Genomic DNA, 19,930 nt, shown 5'->3' on the forward strand with positions numbered 1-19,930 from the left:
GAGATCAGCCCGACTATGACGATCAGCGATTGGATCATCACCGCCTTTGCCGTCCTTTGGATCGGCGAATTCCTTTTTTTTCGCAGCCGCAAAAGCAACGCTTCTGCGAATGAGGAAAGTTCGAAAAGCTTCCCGACGATCTTCCTGGCTGTTCTTCTGGCAATCGTCATTTCTTTACTGTCGAGAGAAAGCGGAGTCGCCTCGTTTCCGTTTCCGGGGTCTGCTCTTGCCGGAGCTGTTCTTTTTGCTATGGGCATTCTTTTGCGTTATTGGGGAATCCGTGAACTCGGGAAACAATTCACCAGGGGGCTCCACGTTCAAGACGGCGACAAAGTCGTCAGCAGCGGCCCATTCCGTTACCTGCGTCATCCTTTATATACCGGGCTGTTCACGGCTGTTTTCGGCTTTGTTCTCTATACAGCAAGTTTAGCCGGGTTCTTTATTGCCGCGGCCGGATTTCTCCCGCTTTTATTAAAACGCATCCGCTCGGAAGAAACTCTACTGACTGACACGTTCGGCGCCGAATACCAAAACTGGGCTAAACAGCGATACAGGCTGTTTCCATATATTTATTAAACGCGACACATCGGATGACTAAAATTCTCGGAGGTGCTTTTGAATGAATCGACAAAAAGAAAATGCAGTCGTTATCGGCGGAGGGCTCGGCGGTCTATCAGCTGCGATCAGCTTAGCCGGCGAAGGGTACCAAGTAACGGTTCTCGAAAAAAATGACGCAATCGGCGGAAAGCTGAACCGCCGATCAGGCAATGGATTTCAGTTTGATACCGGGCCGTCGATTTTAACGATGCCGTGGGTGCTTGAACAGCTGTTTGAGCGCGTCAACCGAAAGCTGGACGACTATATCGAGGTACAGCGGATTGAACCGCAGTGGCGCACCTTTTTTCCCGACGGCACATCCATAGATGTCACAGCGGATCTGCCGGACATGATCAGCGAAATGAGCAAAGTTTCTGAGCGTCCCGGCTCACAGCTGTCTGATTTTTTATCATATTCCGAAGATATGTACGATCTTTGCATGAAAAGCTTTTATAAAACGAGCATTTCCGGATTAAATGAGTTCCGCAAGCTTCACACAATGAAAGAGCTAATGGCAATGGACCCGTTTCATTCCGTTGCCGACAGCACAAAGAAGTATTTCAATAACCCGTACTTGGAACAGCTGTTTAACTTTTTCGTGATGTACGTCGGTTCCAATCCTTATCAGTCACCAGCCATTTTAAACCAGCTGATTTACGTCCAGCTCGGGCTCGGCATTCATTACGTAAAAGGCGGCATGTACAATATTGCTAAAGGGATGGAAGCTTTATTAGAAGAACTTCGGGTCGATATCCTTACCGCCTCTCCGGTTTCACACCTCGCTCTTGACGGCGAAACTGTTACCGGCGCAGTTACTGCTGACGGCGACTATTACGCAGCAGATGTTGTCGTATCAAATCTCGAAGCGATTCCTGCCTACCAAACGCTCGCACCGAAAAACGGAAAAACGAAAAAAGAAGTCAAACAGCTTTCGAAAACGTATGAACCGACGGTTTCCGGACTTGTGCTTTTGCTTGGCACGAACCGGACATTTGACGCATTGAATCACCATAACTTCTTCTTTTCGGAGGATCCTGAACTTGAGTTCAAACAAATTTACGAAAAAGGGATACCTGCCGAGGATCCGACTGTATACATCGGTATCTCAGCAAAATCGGACGCGAGCCAAGCCCCTGACGGAAAAGAAAATTTATTCGTATTAACGCACGTTCCGCCGAAAACGCTCGCAAAAAAGAAGACTGACTGGAGCGATTACCGCGAAACAGTGCTGAACAAACTTGAAAATATGGGCATGGAAGGGCTGCGCGAGAGCATTGAATTTGAATATCAATTTACGCCGGATACGATTGAAGAGCTCTATGGATCGAATGGCGGCTCGATCTACGGCATTGCTTCGAATAAAAACACGAACGGCGGTTTCAAAATCCCGGCACGAAGCCGGATTTATGATAACCTTTATTTCACCGGCGGAGCTACCCACCCGGGCGGCGGTGTACCGATGGTGACCTTGTCGGGGCAGCTGACGACCGACCTGATCATCCGCGACCGTACAGAAGAAAATTAACGAACTGAAACACGCCCCCGTTCATTTTGAACGCGGGCGTTTCGCATACGATTTTGCCTATATTTTCGTGCATCATGCATTATTGCTGGCCGTGGCGTTCCTTTAAACGTGCCAGCACATCATCGAGCGGGAGCTTCTGCTCGCGCAACAGCACGAGCCAATGATACAGCAGATCAGCGCTTTCCCAGGTCAGCTCTTCTTTATCGCGGTTTTTTGCCGCAATAATAACTTCGGAAGCTTCTTCGCCGACTTTTTTAAGTATTTTATCAACGCCCTCAGCAAATAAATAGGTCGTATACGATCCTTCCGGACGTTCAGCTTCTCTTGTCGCAAGAAGCGTTTCGAGCTCTTCAATGATCTCGTAACGGTTCGTCTGTTCCGCTTCAGCGGATTCAGACTCCGTTTGCAGCAACGATTCAGTAAAACAGCTGTATGTTCCACGGTGACAAGCAGGACCGTTCGGTTCCACTAATACGAGCAGAGCGTCCTGATCACAATCAAACCGGATATCTTTCACACGCTGCTTATTGCCGGACGTTGCCCCTTTATGCCAGAGTTCATTTCGTGAGCGGCTGAAAAACCACGTTTCACCCGTTTCGATCGTTTTTGTCAGCGATTCCCTGTTCATATAAGCGAGGGTTAAAACCTCTTTCGATGCGGCATCTTGGACGATTGCAGCAAGCAATCCTTGTTCATCAAATGTGAGTTCATCAATGTTCATCGAATGTCCAACCCTTTCTCTTTAAGATAGCTTTTCACTTGCGCGACCGATGTTTCTTTGTAATGAAAAATCGACGCGGCCAAAGCCGCATCAGCTTCTCCATCAGTAAATACTTCGTAAAAATCTTCTTTTTTCCCGGCGCCGCCCGAGGCAATAACCGGAACATCTACATGCTGGCTGACGGTTCGTGTTAAATTCACATCAAAGCCGCTTTTCTCCCCGTCTTGATCCATGCTCGTTAACAGCAGTTCGCCTGCACCGAGAGAGACGACATGAGCGGCCCAATCCTTCACTTCCCACGCCGATGCATTGCGGCCCCCGTGGGTATACACACGCCATGATCGCAGCGATTCATCCCACTTCGCATCAATCGCCACAACAATGCACTGCGTCCCGAAGAAATCAGCGCCTTCGCGGACGAGTTCCGGGCGGTTCACTGCCGCGGTGTTCAATGACACTTTATCCGCTCCGGCCCGGAGGATTCGTTTCATATCATCCAATGAATTGATTCCGCCTCCGACAGTAAACGGAATCGCTAACGTTCCGGCAACTTCTTCGACGACATCTACCATCGTCTCGCGCCCTTCATGCGAAGCCGAAATATCTAAAAATACGAGCTCATCCGCCCATTCACGATCATAAAAAGACGCCAATTCGACCGGATCGCCGGCATCGCGAAGATTGACAAACTGCACACCTTTGACGACACGGCCTTCTTTCACATCCAAACAAGGAATGATCCGTTTAGTCAGCACGGGCCGTCCACCTCCTGCACTGCTTCAGCAACATCAATTTTGTTCGTATAAATTGCTTTGCCGACAATCGCGCCGACAATTCCTTCTCCGCAGCGCTGCCGCAATTGGCGCAAGTCGTCCATCGAACTGACGCCTCCGGAGGCAATTACTTTCTTTCCCGTCACTTTCGCAAGCCAGGCAATCGCTCCGACGTTCGCACCTTCCATCATGCCGTCGCGGGAGATATCCGTCATAATAAACGTTTCCGCGCCGACAGAAGCCAGTTCTTTCGCGAGTTCTTCTGCTTTCACTTCGGACGTTTCAAGCCAGCCGTGGGTTGCGACGTAACCGTCACGCGCATCGATTCCGATCGCGACTCGGTCACCGCCGTATTCCGCAAGCATATTTTTTACGAACACAGGATCGGAAATAGCTGAACTGCCGAGAATGACCCGGTCCACGCCTGCTTCCATATACGTATGGACATCTTGTTCCGTGCGGATCCCGCCGCCGACCTCGATTTTCGCTTCTAAGTTGCGCGCCGCTTCAACAATCGGTGTCACATTCACCGGCTTGCCTGCTTTCGCACCGTCAAGATCAACGATATGAATCCATTTTGCCCCTTGTGCTGCGAAGCGGGCTGCCATGTCATACGGAGAATCGCCGTAAATCGTTTCCCGGTCATAATCTCCTTGGATCAAACGCACACATTTTCCGTCCCGGATATCAACAGCCGGGTAAATATGAAAATCAGTCACGGGATGGTCCTCCTTTATGGTGCAAAAAATTTTTAAGTATAGCCATGCCGACGACGCTGCTTTTTTCCGGGTGAAACTGCGTGCCCCATACATCTCCCTTTGCAACAACCGCCGGTACGGTCATTCCGGCATAATACGTATGCGCAACATCGGCAGCCGCGTCGCCGAGTTCGACGACATAGGAATGCACAAAGTACACATGACCGCCGTCAACCCCAAACATTGCTGGATGATCAGGCTTTGAGACCGTCAGTTGATTCCAGCCCATATGAGGGACTTTCCAGTTTCCCGCCGGAAACAGCCGGACACGTCCGGGAAGAAATGCCAGCCCGGCTGTTTCACCGCGTTCTTCACTCGCTTCAAACAAAAGCTGCATTCCAAGACATATGCCGAGAAGCGGACGGCCGTCTTTTTTCCAGCTGGTCAAAAAGGTATCGAGCTTGCGCGTTTTCAGTTCCTGCATCCCGTCGCGAAATGATCCGACACCGGGCAGGATCAGCTTATCTGCTTTTTGCAGCTCCGCTGGATCGCCGGATAAAAACGCTTCGCTGCCAAGCCGTTCCAACGCTTTCATCACACTGTGCAAATTGCCCATGCCGTAATCGACGACGCCGATCATGATAAACTTCCCTTCGTCGACGGCACATCTGTTACGCGCGGGTCAAACTGCGTCGCCTCATCGAGCGCTCTTCCTAACGCTTTAAAAATCGCTTCGATAATATGATGAACATTCGTGCCCGCTTGAATGACAACGTGCAGGTTCATCCGCGATTCCACGGCAAATTTCCATAAGTACTCTTCGATCAGTTCCGTATCAAACGTGCCGACTTTCACAGCCGGGATTTCTCCGTGCAGGACAAAGTGCGGCCGGTTGCTTAAATCGACGACAACTTGAACGAGCGCATCATCCATCGGCACCGTCACGTTGCCGTAACGTTTGATCCCTTTTTTATCAACTGACGCTTCATGAAAGGCAGCGCCTAAAACGATCCCGATATCTTCGGTTGTATGGTGATCGTCGATTTCCGTATCTCCGTGAGCGCTCAACTGCAGATCAAATAAACCGTGACGCGTAAACAAATCAAGCATATGGCTCATAAACGGCACGTTGGTATCAAGTTCAGAACGGCCTTGTCCGTCAATCGCAAACGTGAGAGAAATATCTGTTTCATTCGTTTTCCGTGTTTTCGTTGCTGTCCGTTTTTCCATTAGAATCCTCCATTCTGATCTCAACAGCACGCGCGTGTGCTTCCAATGCTTCCAGCCGGGCGAAACCGGCTATTTTAGCGCCGTTTTCTTCCAGCGCTTGACGGCTGTAGGAGATAATACTCGATTTTTTTGTGAAATCTTCAACATTCAACGGACTCGAAAACCGCGCTGTTCCGTTTGTCGGAAGCACATGATTCGGGCCTGCAAAGTAGTCGCCGACCGGTTCAGAACTGTTTTCTCCGAGAAAAATGGCACCGGCATGGCGGATCTTCGGCAGCACCGCCCATGGATCACGGACGTGCAGTTCTAAATGTTCTCCGGCAAGTCTGTTAATCGCGTCAATCGCTTCTGCTTCCGAAGCTGCTGTATAAATCGCGCCGTGATCTCTGATTGAGGCCGCGGCAATCTCTTCTTTCGGGAGGGTCTCTAATTGCCGGCTCACTTCTGACGATACTTGTTCAGCTAAATCCTTATCTGTCGTAACGAGGATCGCTGAAGACATCGGATCATGTTCAGCCTGGCTTAATAAATCCGCGGCAATATAGTCCGGCTTCCCTGTTTCATCCGCTAAGATAACGATTTCGCTCGGACCTGCGATCATATCAATATCAACCGTTCCAAACACAAGCTGTTTGGCCAGGGCGACAAAAATGTTTCCCGGTCCGGTAATTTTATCGACCGCAGGAAGAGTCTCGGTCCCGTAAGCCAAAGCTGCAACGGCTTGCGCGCCGCCGATCTTGCGAATATCTGTGACGCCGAGTTCATTCGCCGTTACGAGCACGATATCCGGAAGCGAACCATCTTCAAGCGGAGGAGAAACCATTACGATTCGTTCGACTCCGGCCGCTAACGCGGGCACAACATTCATAATGATCGATGACGGATACGCAGCTCGTCCGCCCGGGACATACACACCGGCTGCATCGAGAGGAATGACCTTTTGACCGAGTATTGTCCCGTTCTCCTCGCTTGCGAACCAGGACTGTTGAATTTGCCGCTTGTGAAACGCATCGACGTTGGCAATCGCCTCGCGGATCACTTCGATCGTTTCTTGATCGATCCGTTCGTATGCCGCTGCGATTTCCTCTGCTTTTACAGCCGGTTCAGACAGATCGACGCCGTCAAATTCTGCGGTATAGTGACGGACGGCTTGATCGCCGCCGGTTTTGACTCCTTCTAAAATCCGTTCTACCGATTTTCGCTGATTCTCTGTTCCTTGATCAATCGCTCGTTTTAACGATACCGTTTCATCCAGGCTGATAATCTTCATACGTGACCAGCTCCTTTTTGCAACACAGCCGCCAATCTGTCCACTATATCGTCGATCATCGCAGCTTTCGTCCGGTAGCTGACTGGATTAACAATAAAGCGTGACGTGATCGGCATCATCGTTTCAATTTCTTCCAATCCGTTCTCACGGAGGGTCGCACCGCTCGAAACAATGTCGACAATCCGATCGGCCAAGCCAACAATCGGGGCAAGCTCAATCGATCCGTTCAGTTTTATCATTTCAACTTGCTCGCCTTTTTGGCGGAAATATTCGTTTGCTAAATTCGGATACTTCGTCGCAATTTTCGGCGAAATTTCCGCTTCTGCTTTATACGACGGCAGCGCAGCAACAGCCATGTAACAAGCGCTGATTTTTAAATCGAGCACTTCATAGACATCGCGCTTCTCTTCAATCATCACGTCTTTACCGGCAACGCCGACATCGGCAACGCCGTGCTCGACATACGTCGGCACATCCATCGGTTTCGCGAGGATAAACTGCATCGATGCTTCCGGAACGTCGATGATTAATTTACGCGAATCTTCAAATTCGGGCGGAAGCGGGTAACCGGCCTTTCGCAGCAGATCGACAGCATCGTCAAAAATCCGCCCTTTCGGCATCGCGACCGTTAAACGTTCTTCATTCATGTTCGACTCCTCCGTTTCCTTGGCTTCCGACATAATAAACGACGTCAGCAAACTGCTTTGAGTAAGCGTCGACATCAGCGATTCCGGTGATTTCCTGCATTACAACCTGGTTTCCGGCAGCGCGCATCTCTTTTGCTTTTGCCATCGCTTCTTTTCTTCGCTCTTGACTGAAGATTAAACAAGTATCCTTCCCGAGTGCTTTTTTCTCTTTGCCGAGCGCTTCTGTCAGACGATCGAGCCGAAGACCGAAACCGGTCGCCGGTTCGTGATAGTCAAATTGCTCGAGCAGTTTATCGTAACGTCCGCCGCTGCCGATTGGAAAACCGATCTCTTCGCTGTAGGCTTCGAAAACTGTCCCCGTGTAATAGCTCATATGCATGACAATATTTAAATCGATCATAAAATGATTTTTGACTCCGTAATCGTCCAAAATGCCGATCAGTTTTTCCAGCTGATCCAGCGCTTCATTAGCTTCGCGCGATTCAGCAATACGCCGGGCGTCGTTTAATACATCCGGCGAACCTTTCAAACGAAGCAGCCCTTGCAGCCGTTTGCGGTCGATCGAGGAGAGCGGGAGCTTTTCGGCTGCATGCTGAAAACCGACATAATTTTTCTCATATAAGTAACGGCGGAATTCTGCCGCGCGTGTTTCGTTGCCGAGCACTTCCTGCAAGAAAGCATTGACAAAACCGATGTGTCCGATCGCGACTTGATAAGACGGCAAATCGAGACGCTCAAGTGCAGATGTTACAAGTGAAATCACTTCTGCATCCGCACTCTCTGAATCATCGCCGATCAATTCCACGCCGATCTGTTCAAATTCTGCATTGCGTCCGCCTTCACGTTCTTGAGCTCGAAAGACCGGCGCGTCATACGTCAAACGCAGCGGGCGTTCGGCGTCTTTTAATGTCGATGCGGCAATCCGGGCAATCGGCGCTGTCATATCAGGGCGAAGCACTAATGTGTTCCCTTGTTGGTCGAGCAGTTTAAACAGCTGCTGATCGAGGATGGCCGAAGCTTGTCCGACGGTTTCATGAAACTCCAACGTCGGTGTTTCAATCGTTTCGTATCCCCAGAGGCTGACCTCTTTTTGAATCGTTTCTTTTACTGAGCGTTTAAGTTCAAACAGTTCCGGCAGCGTATCGCGCATGCCGAGCGGTTTTTCAAACATATACAGCTTGGTCATTTGCAGACTCCTCTCTTTTAAGACAACGCCCTCCACTTTTACTTTAGTTTGCTAATGTGATAGAGCGATAAAGATGTTAAATAGTAGTTTACCTGTTCCATCCAGCCCCGTCAACAGACAGTGAGAAATCCCCGGCCGAAATGCAAATAAAACCACCGGGTCAATCATCCCGCTGGTTTCGTTTTGAATCAGATGCAGAACCGCCCGGACGGATCACTGTCATCGGGTTTCCGCCGACAAACGCCCCAGGCGGAACATCTTTATGCACGAGTGTCGCTGCCGATACAATCGCGCCGTCGCCGATCGTCACGCCGGGGAGAATGGTTGTATTCGCTCCGATCATGACGTTGTCACCGATCGTCACATCACCGATTCGATATTCATCTATTAAATACTCATGCGCCAAAATCGTCGTATTAAAGCCGATAACGCTGTTCTTCCCGACGGAAATTCGTTCAGGAAACATCACATCCGGGAAAACCATCAGCGCAAAAGCGGTCTTGTCGCCGACTTCCATGCGTAAAAACGTTCGGTACAGCCGGATTTTCAGCGGCAAAAACGGGGTATAGCGGGCAGCTTGAATGACGGCGAAATTTTTTACCACTTTCCAAAACGATACGGTTTTATATATATGCCAAAGTGAATTGTCTTTTCTGACCGGATACCGCTCTGTATTCCGTCCCAATTGAAACCCCCCGCAACCTGTTTCCGGCTGATCAGCCGTTATTGATATAGTCGAGCAAATCCGGCATCTTTTCGAGCATAATATTCGGTCTGTAAGCCGCGAGATGTTCCCGGCCCTTAATGCTCCAAGCGACACCGGCTGTCAGCATGCCGGCGTTTTGACCCGAGAGAATATCATGTTCGCTGTCCCCGACCATCATCGCGCTGCTGCGTTCGGCATCCAGCTGCTCAAGCGCAATATCAAGCGGCTCTGGGTCAGGTTTGTGCTTAGTCACTTCATCAAGGCTGACGATCACCGGGAAAAACCGCGTCAAGTCCATCAGTTCAAGCCCTTTAATGGCAGTATCCCGCCGTTTTGACGTAACGATCGCCATTTTCCGGCCCTCGGCGTGCAATTGTTCCAGCGTCTCTGTCACGCCTTCGTATGGGGTGACAAGCCGGTCGTGATTCGCATGATTGAATTTTCGATATTCCGTGATCATCTCTTCTTCTTTGCCGGGATTAAGGCGGCCGAATGTCTCGGATAATGGCGGTCCGATAAACGTTTGCACCTCTTCCCGCGTATAATGCCGGTCGGGAAAATAAATTTCCAGCGTATGCAAAAACGAGAGCGTAATTAAATCCATCGTATTGATCAGCGTCCCGTCTAAATCAAACAAGACGGTTTCGATCTTGTTGTTTTTTGCTTCCATCAGTTTCTCAGCTTCCTTTCTATCCGTTATCTTTCGCTGGTCCCCAAGCAGATTGGTGTTCCGTTTCTGCGTCAGATTCCAGACGGTTCCATACAAAGGCAACAGCCATCGTAAGCAGCACTGCCGTGATCAGCCTGACAGCGAGAAGGGGCCAAACAGGTATGCCGAGCGGTATGAAAATCAACGTGTCTTCAATAACCGCGTGACACGCGACGAGAAAAATAAACACAAGGTAAAGATCTTTCTTTTTCACCCCGTCTTCTTTTACCGCCTGAATCATCACCCCCGCTCCGTAGGCAAGTCCGAATGCCATTCCGGCAGCGAGCGTCGTTGACGTGTTCCGTTCAATGCCTAACATCCGTGTAAACGGCGCCATCCATTTCGAGAAATACGGCAGCCAGGCGAGATCCTTCATAATTTGAATCCCGATCATGATCGGGATCACAATCATAGAGAGCTGAATAATCCCGAACACGGCGCTTTCAATTCCGTGCAGCATAATCGGCCACATCCCGTTGACTTCTTCCTGCGCCGCTCCGGAAGCAAAACCGTATTGCGCCTGTTCACTTCCGCCCTGCCAAAAAAGATGAATCAGCCAGCCGGATACGGCAGCCAGACTGATGCGGACAACAAGCACGACGGAAATTTTCAGCCCCAATTGCTTCACTACCGCCGATTCGACAAATAAGTTGTGCGAAAACGACAGCATCACGGCGATAATAAAAACTTGTTTTACCGTTAAATCCATCGTCAGCATTGCGCCGATCGCCGCATACAAATTCAGAACATTCCCTAATACGAGAGCAAGCGCCGACTCGCCTGTCAAACCGAACGTGCTCATTAACGGCCGCAAAATCTCCGTCAGCCACGTCATCACCGCCGTTTGACTGAGCATCGTCACAATCAGGGTGATCGGGAAAATGATTTTCCCCAGTTTCCATGATGTTTCAAGCCCGGCGCGCAAGCCTTTTTTCAGCGTCAAGATCATCGTTACGTTTCTCCTTATGATTTTGACTTCTTTACGTTTGTTTTCTGTGGCTCAGCATCTAAGTAACGCCTGTTGGACATTCCTGTTTTCCGCCGGTAAACGAGCAGAGCCATCCCCCCTGCAATCGCCACGAGCGAAATCAGCTGCGCGACTTGAATAACATCGAAGAGCATCAATGAATCGGTCCGCAAACCTTCGATAAAAAAGCGCCCGAACGAATACCAAATCATATACGTAATAAACAGTTCACCTTGCCGCATATTGACTTTGCGCAAATACAATAACAGCGCTACACCGGCAAGATTCCAAAGCGATTCGTATAAAAACGTCGGATGATGATAGGCACCGTTAATAAACATTTGTTCAATAATAAATTCCGGCAGGAACAAACTTTCAAGAAATCCGCGTGAAACTTCGCCTCCGTAAGCTTCCTGATTGATAAAATTACCCCAGCGGCCGACAGCCTGGCCCAGCAAGATGCTCGGAGCAGTAATATCAGCAATTTTCCAGAAAGATAACCCTTTTTTTCGCGCAAACACGATCGCTGTAATCGCCGAGGCAATTAACCCGCCGTGAATCGCCAGCCCGCCTTCCCATATATAAAGGGCGCGCACAGGTTGATCGGCATAATTTTCCCACGAGAATATCACGTAATAAAGACGCGCTCCTAAAATCGCCAGCGGCAAAGCGAACAGTAAAAGATCCGCCAATGTATCTTCAGGCAAGCCGCGTTTTTTCGCTTCCGATTGAGCAAGAAGATAACCGAGGACAGCGCCGATGCCGATGATCAGGCCGTACCAATGAACGGTCAGCGGTCCGAGTTCAAATGCGATTGGATTGAGTGGTTGAGCTGTTGCTGTAATCATTGTTTCACCTCGAAATTATTTTTAACTGATTTTCAGTCTTCAGATGCTCCTTCGTCGATCACACTGGACAGACGTTCAGAAAATTGCTCTGCTGCATTGATTCCCATGCGCTTCAGCCTGAAGTTCATCGCCGCTACCTCGATGATTACTGCCAAGTTGCGCCCAGGCCGAACAGGGATTTCAATTTTCGGGACTTCGGTGTCGAAGATCTTTACTGAATCTTCATCGAGCCCTAAGCGGTCATACTGTTTTTTGTTGTCCCAAATCTCCAAGTCGATCGCCAAACCGATACGCTTGAAATTCCTCACCGATCCGGCTCCAAACAGCGTCATGACATTGATGATTCCGAGACCGCGGATTTCAAGCAAATGCTTGATCAATTCCGGCGAACGACCGACGAGAATACCGTCATGTTCTTGACGTATTTCGACAGAATCGTCAGCGACAAGCCGATGCCCGCGGCGCACAAGGTCCAGTGCTGTTTCGCTTTTCCCGACGCCGCTTGATCCCGTAATTAAAACGCCGATTCCGTAAATATCAATTAGCACACCGTGCATCGCCGTCATCGGCGCTAAGCGGCTTTCTAAAAACGTCGTCAGCATACTGCTCATTCTTGTCGTTGTTTTTTCACTCGACAATAACGGAACCCCGACCGCATTTGCAGCGGCAATTAAAAATTCCGGCGCTTCGATGCCGCGCGAAATGATAATCGCCGGTGTATCGTATGTACATAGACGGTACATTCGGTCTTCCTTATCACTTTCAGAAAGTTCTTCATAAAATGAGAGCTCCGTTTTACCGAGCAGCTGAATCCGTTTGGCCGGGTAATATGTAAAATAACCGGCCATCTCCATGCCGGGCCGAGAAATATCGCTGGTCGTGACCGGCCTGAAAACTGTTTGTTCTTCATTATTAATAAGTTCTAAATTAAATTCCTCAATCAAGTCTTTTGCTGTAACTTCCGCCATACAAAAATTCCTCCTTAGGCTGACCATATAAGGCGGCCGCGCTAAATAATACTTTTATTTTAGCACACCCAAAGCCGATTGACAGAAAGGAAATTCATAAAAGAACGGAAGGAGCGGGACCTCCTTCCGTTTAGACGCATTTATCGTTTTGTCAGCGGATCGATAATAAATGAGTGGATTAACGAACTCAAGATCGCAAAGATCACCGCTGCCACGACAGCCATCCCGAAACTGTCAATCGAAAAGTTGTCGCCCATAACAGCAGAAGTTAACAACAGTGTGATCGCATTGATCACAAACAAAAACAAACCGAGTGTTAAAACTGTCACCGGGAGCGTCAAGATCACGAGAATCGGCTTAACAATCATATTGACGATCCCGAGAATAATACTGGCTAAAATCGCCGCGCCAAACCCTGATAATGTTACCGAAGCGAAAAAGTGCGCAATGATCATCAAGGTCACGGCATTTACTAAAATATGAACGAGCCAGACCATTAGGACGCCACTTCCGATTCATCGGGAATCACGAGCATCATCAAAATATAACCGAGAATCATCATAATATTGGCCGGGATAATCAAGATCAAAAAGACGATCCGGATAATTGTCGGATCGATATTGAAATAATCGCCGAGACCTCCGCAAATGCCTGCTATTTTACGATCGCTTTCAGACTTGTATAATCGTTTCAATCTCATCACGCCCTTCTCGATTTTTTCGGCAGTTCGTTTTTTCATTTGGGGGAACCGATAATAAGGGGCGGATTAGTGTTCTGATTGCACATAGATCGATCCGGTTGTCGCTTCGACCTCCAAGTAAAGCTGCCGGTCACCGTTTTTATTCGATATAAACGACACGCGCTTGCTTGCAAAGTCCCGCTTCTCATCAATAATTGTCATTCTCGGAAGATCGCAGTCAATGTTTCCAATCGTCGATTTCAGAACCCCTTCTGTTTTCATTCTTGACGGCACCGCTACATGGACGCTGCCTGTCGTTGTTTTCAAATAAGCACGGGAGAACGTCGGATCGGTTAAACTGAAATGGATGGTGCCGTTCAATGTTTCAGCTTCTGTATCCCCGCGGGCGCTCTTAATCGTCACGGTTCCATTTACAGTTTTAATATCGGCTTTTTCCGCGTCCAAATGATTCACGCTGACAGTCCCGTTGACGGTTTCTAACTTCAATTTATCTGCGTGCAGATGATCGAATTGAATCCGCCCGTTTACGGTCTGCATTTCTGCCTTATCTGCCGATACACGTTCCCCGGTTATCTTGCCGTTAAACGCATAGATTTTCACTTCTTCCAATTTAGCCCGGGGAACACGGACAACCGTATGGACTTTCATCGTTTTTTTCTTTGACTCGAGTTTGACTTTATCGTCAGAAACTTCAAAGACGACATTGTTTAAAAATGTGCGGCGAGCCTCTTCGGCATCCTCCACTTTGTATACTTTGACATTGCACTCCACGCGGACATCATCTCCGTCCCACGGAAGGAACTCGACATTGCCGTTTTCAATATGCACGCGCGCTTCTTCTACATGCGCTCCGGAATGATGAAATATATGCTGAACTTCAACTGAATTGCCGAAATTGAAATCCAAATCGGACTCTTTGATTTTATAAATCGCATCTTCAATAAAATCTGTGAACCGGCCGGCGAAGGTCTGTACTTTCTCTTCTGCCCGCCGAAAGCCGCCTTCCGCGTCCCAATTGACATCTTTTGATATATAGCCGTCTTCCGGTTTTGCTTCATGGCCCGCGGCTTTTTTGTCGGTCGTTTGCGATGCTTCTTGCGCGTCTTCCGCATCCTTCACTTTCGAAATATCTTCTTTCACTTGGCCGGAAGAATCCTCTTTCAGAGCTTCCAACAGCTGCGAGCCTTCTTCCGCAGTGATTTTCCCGTCTTCAATCATTTTCAGCACCATTTTGCGTTCTTCTGACATTTCAACCCCTCCTTAAAATGTTCATACGCACAGTCACCTTATATAATTCCCTTTTTCATAAATTTTTACTCGTCTTGGATTACGAAAAGCCGGCTTAAAAGTTTCAACAAAAAAATGCCGTAAGAATACGGCATTCCATGTCAGTTCGGCGACTCTGCCGCCGCCCTTTCTTTTTCTTTTAAGCGTTCTTTCATACGGGCGCGCTCGCGTTCAAGGATCGGCTGCAAGTATCTCCCCGTATGCGAGTCAGCGATTGCTGCGACTTCCTCCGGTGTGCCAGAGGCGACAAGCTTCCCGCCTTTATCTCCGCCTTCCGGACCGAGATCGATGACGTGATCCATTGTTTTAATCACATCAAGGTTATGCTCAATGATTAATACCGTATCGCCGTTATCAACAAGGCGCTGCAGCACGTTCAGCAAACGGCCGATATCGTGGACGTGCAGCCCTGTTGTCGGTTCGTCAAGAATATAAAGCGACTTGCCGTTTGTTCGCCGGTGCAGCTGCGAAGCCAGTTTCACGCGCTGTGCTTCGCCCCCTGATAGCGTCGTCGCCTGCTGTCCAAGCGTCATATATCCGAGTCCGACATCAAACAGCGTCTGAATTTTTCTTTTTATCCGCGGAATGTTCTCAAAGAATTCCAGCGCATCTTCAACTGTCATCGCGAGCACGTCGGCAATACTTTTTCCTTTATATTTCACTTCCAGCGTCTCGCGATTGTACCGTTTTCCGTCGCATTCTTCACACGGCACGTAGACATCCGGCAGAAAATGCATCTCAATTTTAATAATCCCGTCGCCGCGGCACGCTTCACAGCGGCCGCCTTTGACGTTAAAACTAAAGCGTCCTTTTTTGTAGCCGCGCACTTTCGCTTCGTTCGTCATCGCAAACACGTCGCGAATGTCGTCAAATACACCCGTATAAGTAGCCGGATTTGACCGCGGTGTCCGGCCGATCGGCGATTGATCGATTTCAACAACCTTCTCTAAATGTTCAGTGCCGGCCACTTCTTTCACTTTTCCCGGTTTTTCTTTTGCTGTCGTCAGTTTCTGCGCCAGCGATTTGTACAAAATATCATTAATAAGCGTACTTTTGCCCGACCCGGAAACTCCTGTCACCGCCACGAGCATGCCGAGCGGGATATCTACATTCGTTTTTTGCAAATTATTTTCTTCTGCTTCTGTGATCGACAGCTTGCGGCCGTCCGGTTGCCGGCGTTCAGCCGGAAGCGGAATAAATTTCTTCCCGGACAAGTATTCCCCGGTTAACGATGCGGAGTTGGCTTTCACTTCTTCCGGTGTTCCTTCAGCCGTGATCCATCCGCCATGCGCACCGGCCCCGGGGCCGACATCAATGATGTGATCGGCTGCGAGCATCGTATCTTCATCGTGCTCGACAACAATGAGCGTATTGCCGAGATCGCGCATCCGCTCCAGCGTCGTAATCAAACGGTGATTATCGCGCTGGTGGAGGCCGATCGACGGTTCGTCAAGAATATAGAGAACGCCCATTAGAGAAGAGCCGATTTGCGTTGCCAGTCTGATCCGCTGCGCTTCCCCGCCGGAAAGGGTTCCCGCTGAACGGGAAAGCGTCAAATATTCCAAGCCGACGTTCATTAAAAATCCGAGCCGTTCATCGATTTCGCGGATGATCATCCGCGCGATCGTCATCTCTTTATCTGACAGCGTCAATTCTTCGAAAAAACCCTTGCCGGTTTTAACAGACATATCAGTCAATTCGCCGATATGATACCCCGCTATTTTAACCGCAAGCGATTCTTTTGTCAGACGGTTTCCGCTGCAGGTCGGACAGGTCGTCTCTGTCATGTATGAAGCCATTTGCTCGCGAATATAATCAGAACCGGTCTCCCGGTAGCGCCGGGAAATATTTGTCAAAACGCCTTCAAAGGTCATGTCTTTTTCGCGTGTGCGTCCGAACTCATTTTCAAACCGAAAGCTGATGATTTCCGAACCGCCTCCGTATAAAACGATATTCTGCTGATCCTCCGGCAGATTTTTAAACGGCGTATCCATATCGATACCGAAATGATCACAAACACTCGCGAGCAGTTCCGGGTAATAATGGGAACTGACCGGCTTCCACGCTTGGATCGCGTGATCCCGAAGCGAAAGCGATGGATCGGGAATGACAAGGTCTTGATCGACTTCTAATTTGTGCCCGATTCCGTCGCACGTAGGACACGCCCCGAACGGACTGTTAAACGAAAACATTCGCGGTTCCAATTCACCGATCGAAAAACCGCAATGCGGACAGGCGTGTTTTTGGCTGAATGTCAATTCTTGCTCGCCGATAACATCGACGAGCACCTTGCCGTCCGCAAGGTTAGCTGCTGTTTCGACAGAATCGGCTAATCTCGCTTCAATTCCTTCCTTAATGACAATCCGGTCGATCACGACTTCAATGTTATGTTTTTTGTTTTTATTTAACTCTAATTGATCCGCTTCGGCCGCTTCATGCATCTCTCCGTCGACACGCACGCGGACAAAGCCTTGCTTTTTGATATCGGTCAGTACATTTTGATGCGTTCCTTTTCGGCCGGCAACGATCGGAGCGAGAATTTGCATTTTCGTCCGTTCTTCATAGCCGAGGAGCTGATCGACGATTTGCTGTACGGTTTGCGATGAAATTTCAATCCCGTGTGTCGGACAAACCGGACGGCCGACGCGCGCAAACAGCAAGCGCAAATAATCATAAATTTCCGTCACGGTGCCGACTGTCGAACGCGGATTGCGGCTGGTCGTTTTTTGATCGATCGAGATCGCCGGTGAAAGGCCTTCAATCGAATCGACATCCGGTTTATCCATTTGACCGAGAAATTGACGCGCATACGCCGAAAGCGATTCAACGTAACGGCGCTGGCCTTCAGCATAAATCGTATCAAAAGCGAGCGAAGACTTGCCGGACCCGGACAGCCCGGTCATAACAATCAGTTTATCGCGCGGAATCGTCACATCAATATCTTTTAAATTGTGCGACCGCGCTCCCTTAACAGTAAGGTTTTCCAATGGCATCTTTTGTCACCCTTCCGATTTAAGCTCCAAAATCACATCGCGCAGCTCGGCAGCCCGTTCGAAATCTAAATCTTTCGCCGCCTGCTTCATTTCCGTCTCCATTCGTTCAATTACCTTTTCACGGTCTTTTTTACTGAGCTGTTCTTGCGGCGCCTTCGTAAACGCTTCGTACGCTTCTTCCTCTTCGGCGGCATACGTCGCCTGAATCAGCTCCGGAATCGGTTTGCTGATCGTTGTCGGCGTAATCCCGTGCTCCTCATTATACGCCTTTTGTTTCGTGCGGCGCCGTTTCGTTTCTTCGATCGCAATATCCATTGACTTCGTTATTTTATCTGCATACATAATGACATGGCCGTTCGCGTTTCTGGCGGCACGGCCCATCGTTTGAATCAACGAGCGTTCTGCGCGCAAAAATCCTTCTTTGTCTGCATCTAAAATGGTAACGAGCGATACTTCCGGCATATCGAGTCCTTCACGCAGCAAATTGATCCCGATCAGTACATCGAATTCGCCTTTACGCAAGTCACGGATAATCTGAATGCGCTCGAGCGTTTTAATATCTGAGTGCAAATATTTGACGCGAATACCGATTTCTTTTAAATAGTCGGTCAAATCTTCCGACATTTTTTTCGTCAATGTCGTCACCAACACCCGTTCATTGCGTTCGCGCCGGATGCGGATTTCTTCGATTAAGTCATCAATTTGCCCTTCGATCGGGCGGACATCAATCGATGGGTCTAACAGACCTGTCGGACGAATAATCTGTTCGACAAGTTCCGGGGTCTTCTCCAGTTCATAAGGGCCGGGCGTAGCCGAGACAAACAGCGCCTGATGAATATGCTCTTCAAACTCCGCAAATGTCAGCGGCCGGTTGTCCTTTGCTGACGGAAGACGAAAACCGTGATCGACGAGTACTGATTTACGCGCCTGGTCGCCGTTGTACATTCCCCGCACTTGCGGAAGCGTCACGTGCGACTCATCGACAATCATTAAGAAATCATTCGGGAAAAAATCAAGCAGGGTATACGGCGTTGCTCCCGCTTCTCGAAACGTTAAATGCCGGGAGTAGTTCTCGATGCCGGAACAATACCCCATTTCCTGCATCATTTCGATATCGTAGCGGGTCCGCTGTTCGAGCCGCTGTGCTTCCAACAGTTTATCTTGGCTGTTCAGCTCGGCGAGCCGTTCTTCCAGTTCTTTTTCAATGTTTTCGATCGCCCGCTTTAATTTTTCCTCGCGAGTCACAAAGTGCGAAGCGGGAAAAATCGCAGCGTGATTGCGTTCGCCGAGAATTTCACCGGTCAGAGCATCAACCTCGGTAATCCGGTCGATCTCATCACCGAAAAATTCAATACGCAAGCAGTGTTCATCACGCGAAGCAGGAAAAATTTCAACTACATCGCCGCGTACGCGAAACGTTCCGCGCGTAAAATTTATATCGTTGCGTTCGTATTGCACATCGACGAGCTGACGCAGTAAATTGTTCCGCTCGCGCTCCATGCCTTTTCGCAGGCTGACAACAAGATCGCGGTATTCTTCCGGGGAACCGAGACCGTATATGCATGAAACACTGGCCACGATGATGACATCATTGCGTTCAAACAGAGCGCTTGTCGCGGAGTGCCGTAATTTATCAATTTCATCATTAATGCTTGCATCTTTTTCGATATATGTGTCCGACTGCGGAATATACGCTTCCGGCTGATAATAATCGTAATAACTGACAAAGTACTCTACCCGGTTGTTCGGAAACAGCTCTTTAAACTCACTGTAGAGCTGACCTGCGAGCGTTTTATTGTGGGCAATGACAAGCGTCGGTTTATTGACTTGCTGAATCACGTTTGACGCGGTAAACGTCTTGCCCGTTCCTGTCGCCCCGAGCAGAGTTTGAAACTGCTTCCCATTGTATATACCATTAACGAGATGCTCAATTGCCTGCGGTTGGTCGCCTTGCGGCTCGTAAGCCGATTCCAGTTGAAATGTTTCGCTCTCCTGCAAGGTCATTGATCGCCCTCCCCTTCATTTCCTGCCGTTTATCTTGTTTGAGCGTAACGATTCTATCATGTGAAAGCAACTGTTTTGACTGGCAGGCACCGATTATATCA

At 49.1% G+C, this 19,930-nt stretch carries 20 protein-coding genes; 2 read left to right on the forward strand and 18 right to left on the reverse strand.

All coding sequences use genetic code 11. The features are described 5' to 3' along the window. The first annotated feature begins 15 nt into the window (after positions 1-15). Positions 16-576, forward strand: a complete 561-nt coding sequence (locus tag EDD67_RS00390) for a methyltransferase family protein (RefSeq protein WP_121439233.1) — start codon at positions 16-18, stop codon at positions 574-576. A gap of 43 nt (positions 577-619) precedes the next feature. Next, positions 620-2,122: a phytoene desaturase family protein gene (locus EDD67_RS00395; RefSeq protein WP_121439234.1), complete on the forward strand. Its 1,503-nt coding sequence runs from the start codon at positions 620-622 to the stop codon at positions 2,120-2,122. A 79-nt stretch (positions 2,123-2,201) separates the two neighbouring features. Here EDD67_RS00395 and hisIE read toward each other — a convergent pair whose 3' ends face one another. From hisIE to uvrB, 18 genes are all read right to left on the reverse strand, one after another. After that, the gene (hisIE, locus tag EDD67_RS00400; RefSeq protein ID WP_121439235.1) at positions 2,202-2,843 is read right to left on the reverse strand and encodes a bifunctional phosphoribosyl-AMP cyclohydrolase/phosphoribosyl-ATP diphosphatase HisIE; all 642 of its coding nucleotides are present in this window, start codon (positions 2,841-2,843) and stop codon (positions 2,202-2,204) included. Further along, a complete protein-coding gene (gene hisF / locus EDD67_RS00405; protein ID WP_121439236.1) occupies positions 2,840-3,598 on the reverse strand; it encodes an imidazole glycerol phosphate synthase subunit HisF in 759 nt (252 codons plus the stop codon). Before hisF ends, hisIE begins: the two co-directional genes overlap by 4 nt. Continuing rightward, positions 3,592-4,335: a 1-(5-phosphoribosyl)-5-[(5-phosphoribosylamino)methylideneamino]imidazole-4-carboxamide isomerase gene (gene hisA / locus EDD67_RS00410; RefSeq protein ID WP_121439237.1), complete on the reverse strand. Its 744-nt coding sequence runs from the start codon at positions 4,333-4,335 to the stop codon at positions 3,592-3,594. Before hisA ends, hisF begins: the two co-directional genes overlap by 7 nt. After that, on the reverse strand, positions 4,328-4,954 hold the full coding sequence (gene hisH, locus EDD67_RS00415; RefSeq protein WP_186805966.1) for an imidazole glycerol phosphate synthase subunit HisH: 627 nt from the start codon (positions 4,952-4,954) through the stop codon (positions 4,328-4,330). Before hisH ends, hisA begins: the two co-directional genes overlap by 8 nt. Further along, positions 4,951-5,544, reverse strand: coding sequence for an imidazoleglycerol-phosphate dehydratase HisB (hisB, locus tag EDD67_RS00420; RefSeq protein ID WP_121439239.1), 594 nt, complete (start codon positions 5,542-5,544; stop codon positions 4,951-4,953). Before hisB ends, hisH begins: the two co-directional genes overlap by 4 nt. Then, entirely contained in the window at positions 5,504-6,814 is a 1,311-nt protein-coding gene (gene hisD / locus EDD67_RS00425; protein WP_121439240.1) for a histidinol dehydrogenase, read from the reverse strand. The genes hisB and hisD overlap by 41 nt, the downstream gene beginning before the upstream one ends. Continuing rightward, positions 6,811-7,461: an ATP phosphoribosyltransferase gene (gene hisG / locus EDD67_RS00430; RefSeq protein WP_121439241.1), complete on the reverse strand. Its 651-nt coding sequence runs from the start codon at positions 7,459-7,461 to the stop codon at positions 6,811-6,813. The genes hisD and hisG overlap by 4 nt, the downstream gene beginning before the upstream one ends. After that, the gene (locus tag EDD67_RS00435) at positions 7,454-8,647 is read right to left on the reverse strand and encodes an ATP phosphoribosyltransferase regulatory subunit (protein ID WP_121439242.1); all 1,194 of its coding nucleotides are present in this window, start codon (positions 8,645-8,647) and stop codon (positions 7,454-7,456) included. Before EDD67_RS00435 ends, hisG begins: the two co-directional genes overlap by 8 nt. Before the next feature lie 160 nt (positions 8,648-8,807). Beyond that, positions 8,808-9,332, reverse strand: a complete 525-nt coding sequence (locus EDD67_RS00440) for an acyltransferase (protein WP_093074275.1) — start codon at positions 9,330-9,332, stop codon at positions 8,808-8,810. Between the two features lie 31 nt (positions 9,333-9,363). Further along, on the reverse strand, positions 9,364-10,023 hold the full coding sequence (gene ppaX / locus EDD67_RS00445) for a pyrophosphatase PpaX (protein WP_093074277.1): 660 nt from the start codon (positions 10,021-10,023) through the stop codon (positions 9,364-9,366). A 19-nt stretch (positions 10,024-10,042) separates the two neighbouring features. Continuing rightward, entirely contained in the window at positions 10,043-11,008 is a 966-nt protein-coding gene (locus EDD67_RS00450; protein WP_121439523.1) for a nucleoside recognition domain-containing protein, read from the reverse strand. 17 nt (positions 11,009-11,025) lie between these two features. After that, positions 11,026-11,877, reverse strand: a complete 852-nt coding sequence (lgt, locus tag EDD67_RS00455) for a prolipoprotein diacylglyceryl transferase (RefSeq protein WP_121439243.1) — start codon at positions 11,875-11,877, stop codon at positions 11,026-11,028. 32 nt (positions 11,878-11,909) lie between these two features. Beyond that, positions 11,910-12,845, reverse strand: a complete 936-nt coding sequence (hprK, locus tag EDD67_RS00460) for an HPr(Ser) kinase/phosphatase (protein WP_121439244.1) — start codon at positions 12,843-12,845, stop codon at positions 11,910-11,912. A gap of 140 nt (positions 12,846-12,985) precedes the next feature. Then, positions 12,986-13,342 carry a phage holin family protein gene (locus EDD67_RS00465; RefSeq protein WP_121439245.1) on the reverse strand — a complete coding sequence of 119 codons (357 nt, stop codon included), beginning with the start codon at positions 13,340-13,342 and terminating at the stop codon, positions 12,986-12,988. Then, positions 13,342-13,545 carry a PspC domain-containing protein gene (locus EDD67_RS00470; RefSeq protein ID WP_121439524.1) on the reverse strand — a complete coding sequence of 68 codons (204 nt, stop codon included), beginning with the start codon at positions 13,543-13,545 and terminating at the stop codon, positions 13,342-13,344. The genes EDD67_RS00465 and EDD67_RS00470 overlap by 1 nt, the downstream gene beginning before the upstream one ends. A gap of 66 nt (positions 13,546-13,611) precedes the next feature. Next, a complete protein-coding gene (locus tag EDD67_RS00475; protein WP_121439246.1) occupies positions 13,612-14,793 on the reverse strand; it encodes a DUF4097 family beta strand repeat-containing protein in 1,182 nt (393 codons plus the stop codon). Positions 14,794-14,933: 140 nt separating this feature from the next. Beyond that, entirely contained in the window at positions 14,934-17,825 is a 2,892-nt protein-coding gene (uvrA, locus tag EDD67_RS00480) for an excinuclease ABC subunit UvrA (RefSeq protein WP_121439247.1), read from the reverse strand. Positions 17,826-17,831: 6 nt separating this feature from the next. Continuing rightward, positions 17,832-19,829, reverse strand: a complete 1,998-nt coding sequence (uvrB, locus tag EDD67_RS00485) for an excinuclease ABC subunit UvrB (protein ID WP_121439248.1) — start codon at positions 19,827-19,829, stop codon at positions 17,832-17,834. Between the last annotated feature and the right edge of the window lie 101 nt (positions 19,830-19,930).

Source organism: Salisediminibacterium halotolerans, assembly GCF_003814815.1.
GTDB classification, from domain to species: Bacteria; Bacillota; Bacilli; order Bacillales; family Salisediminibacteriaceae; genus Salisediminibacterium; species Salisediminibacterium halotolerans.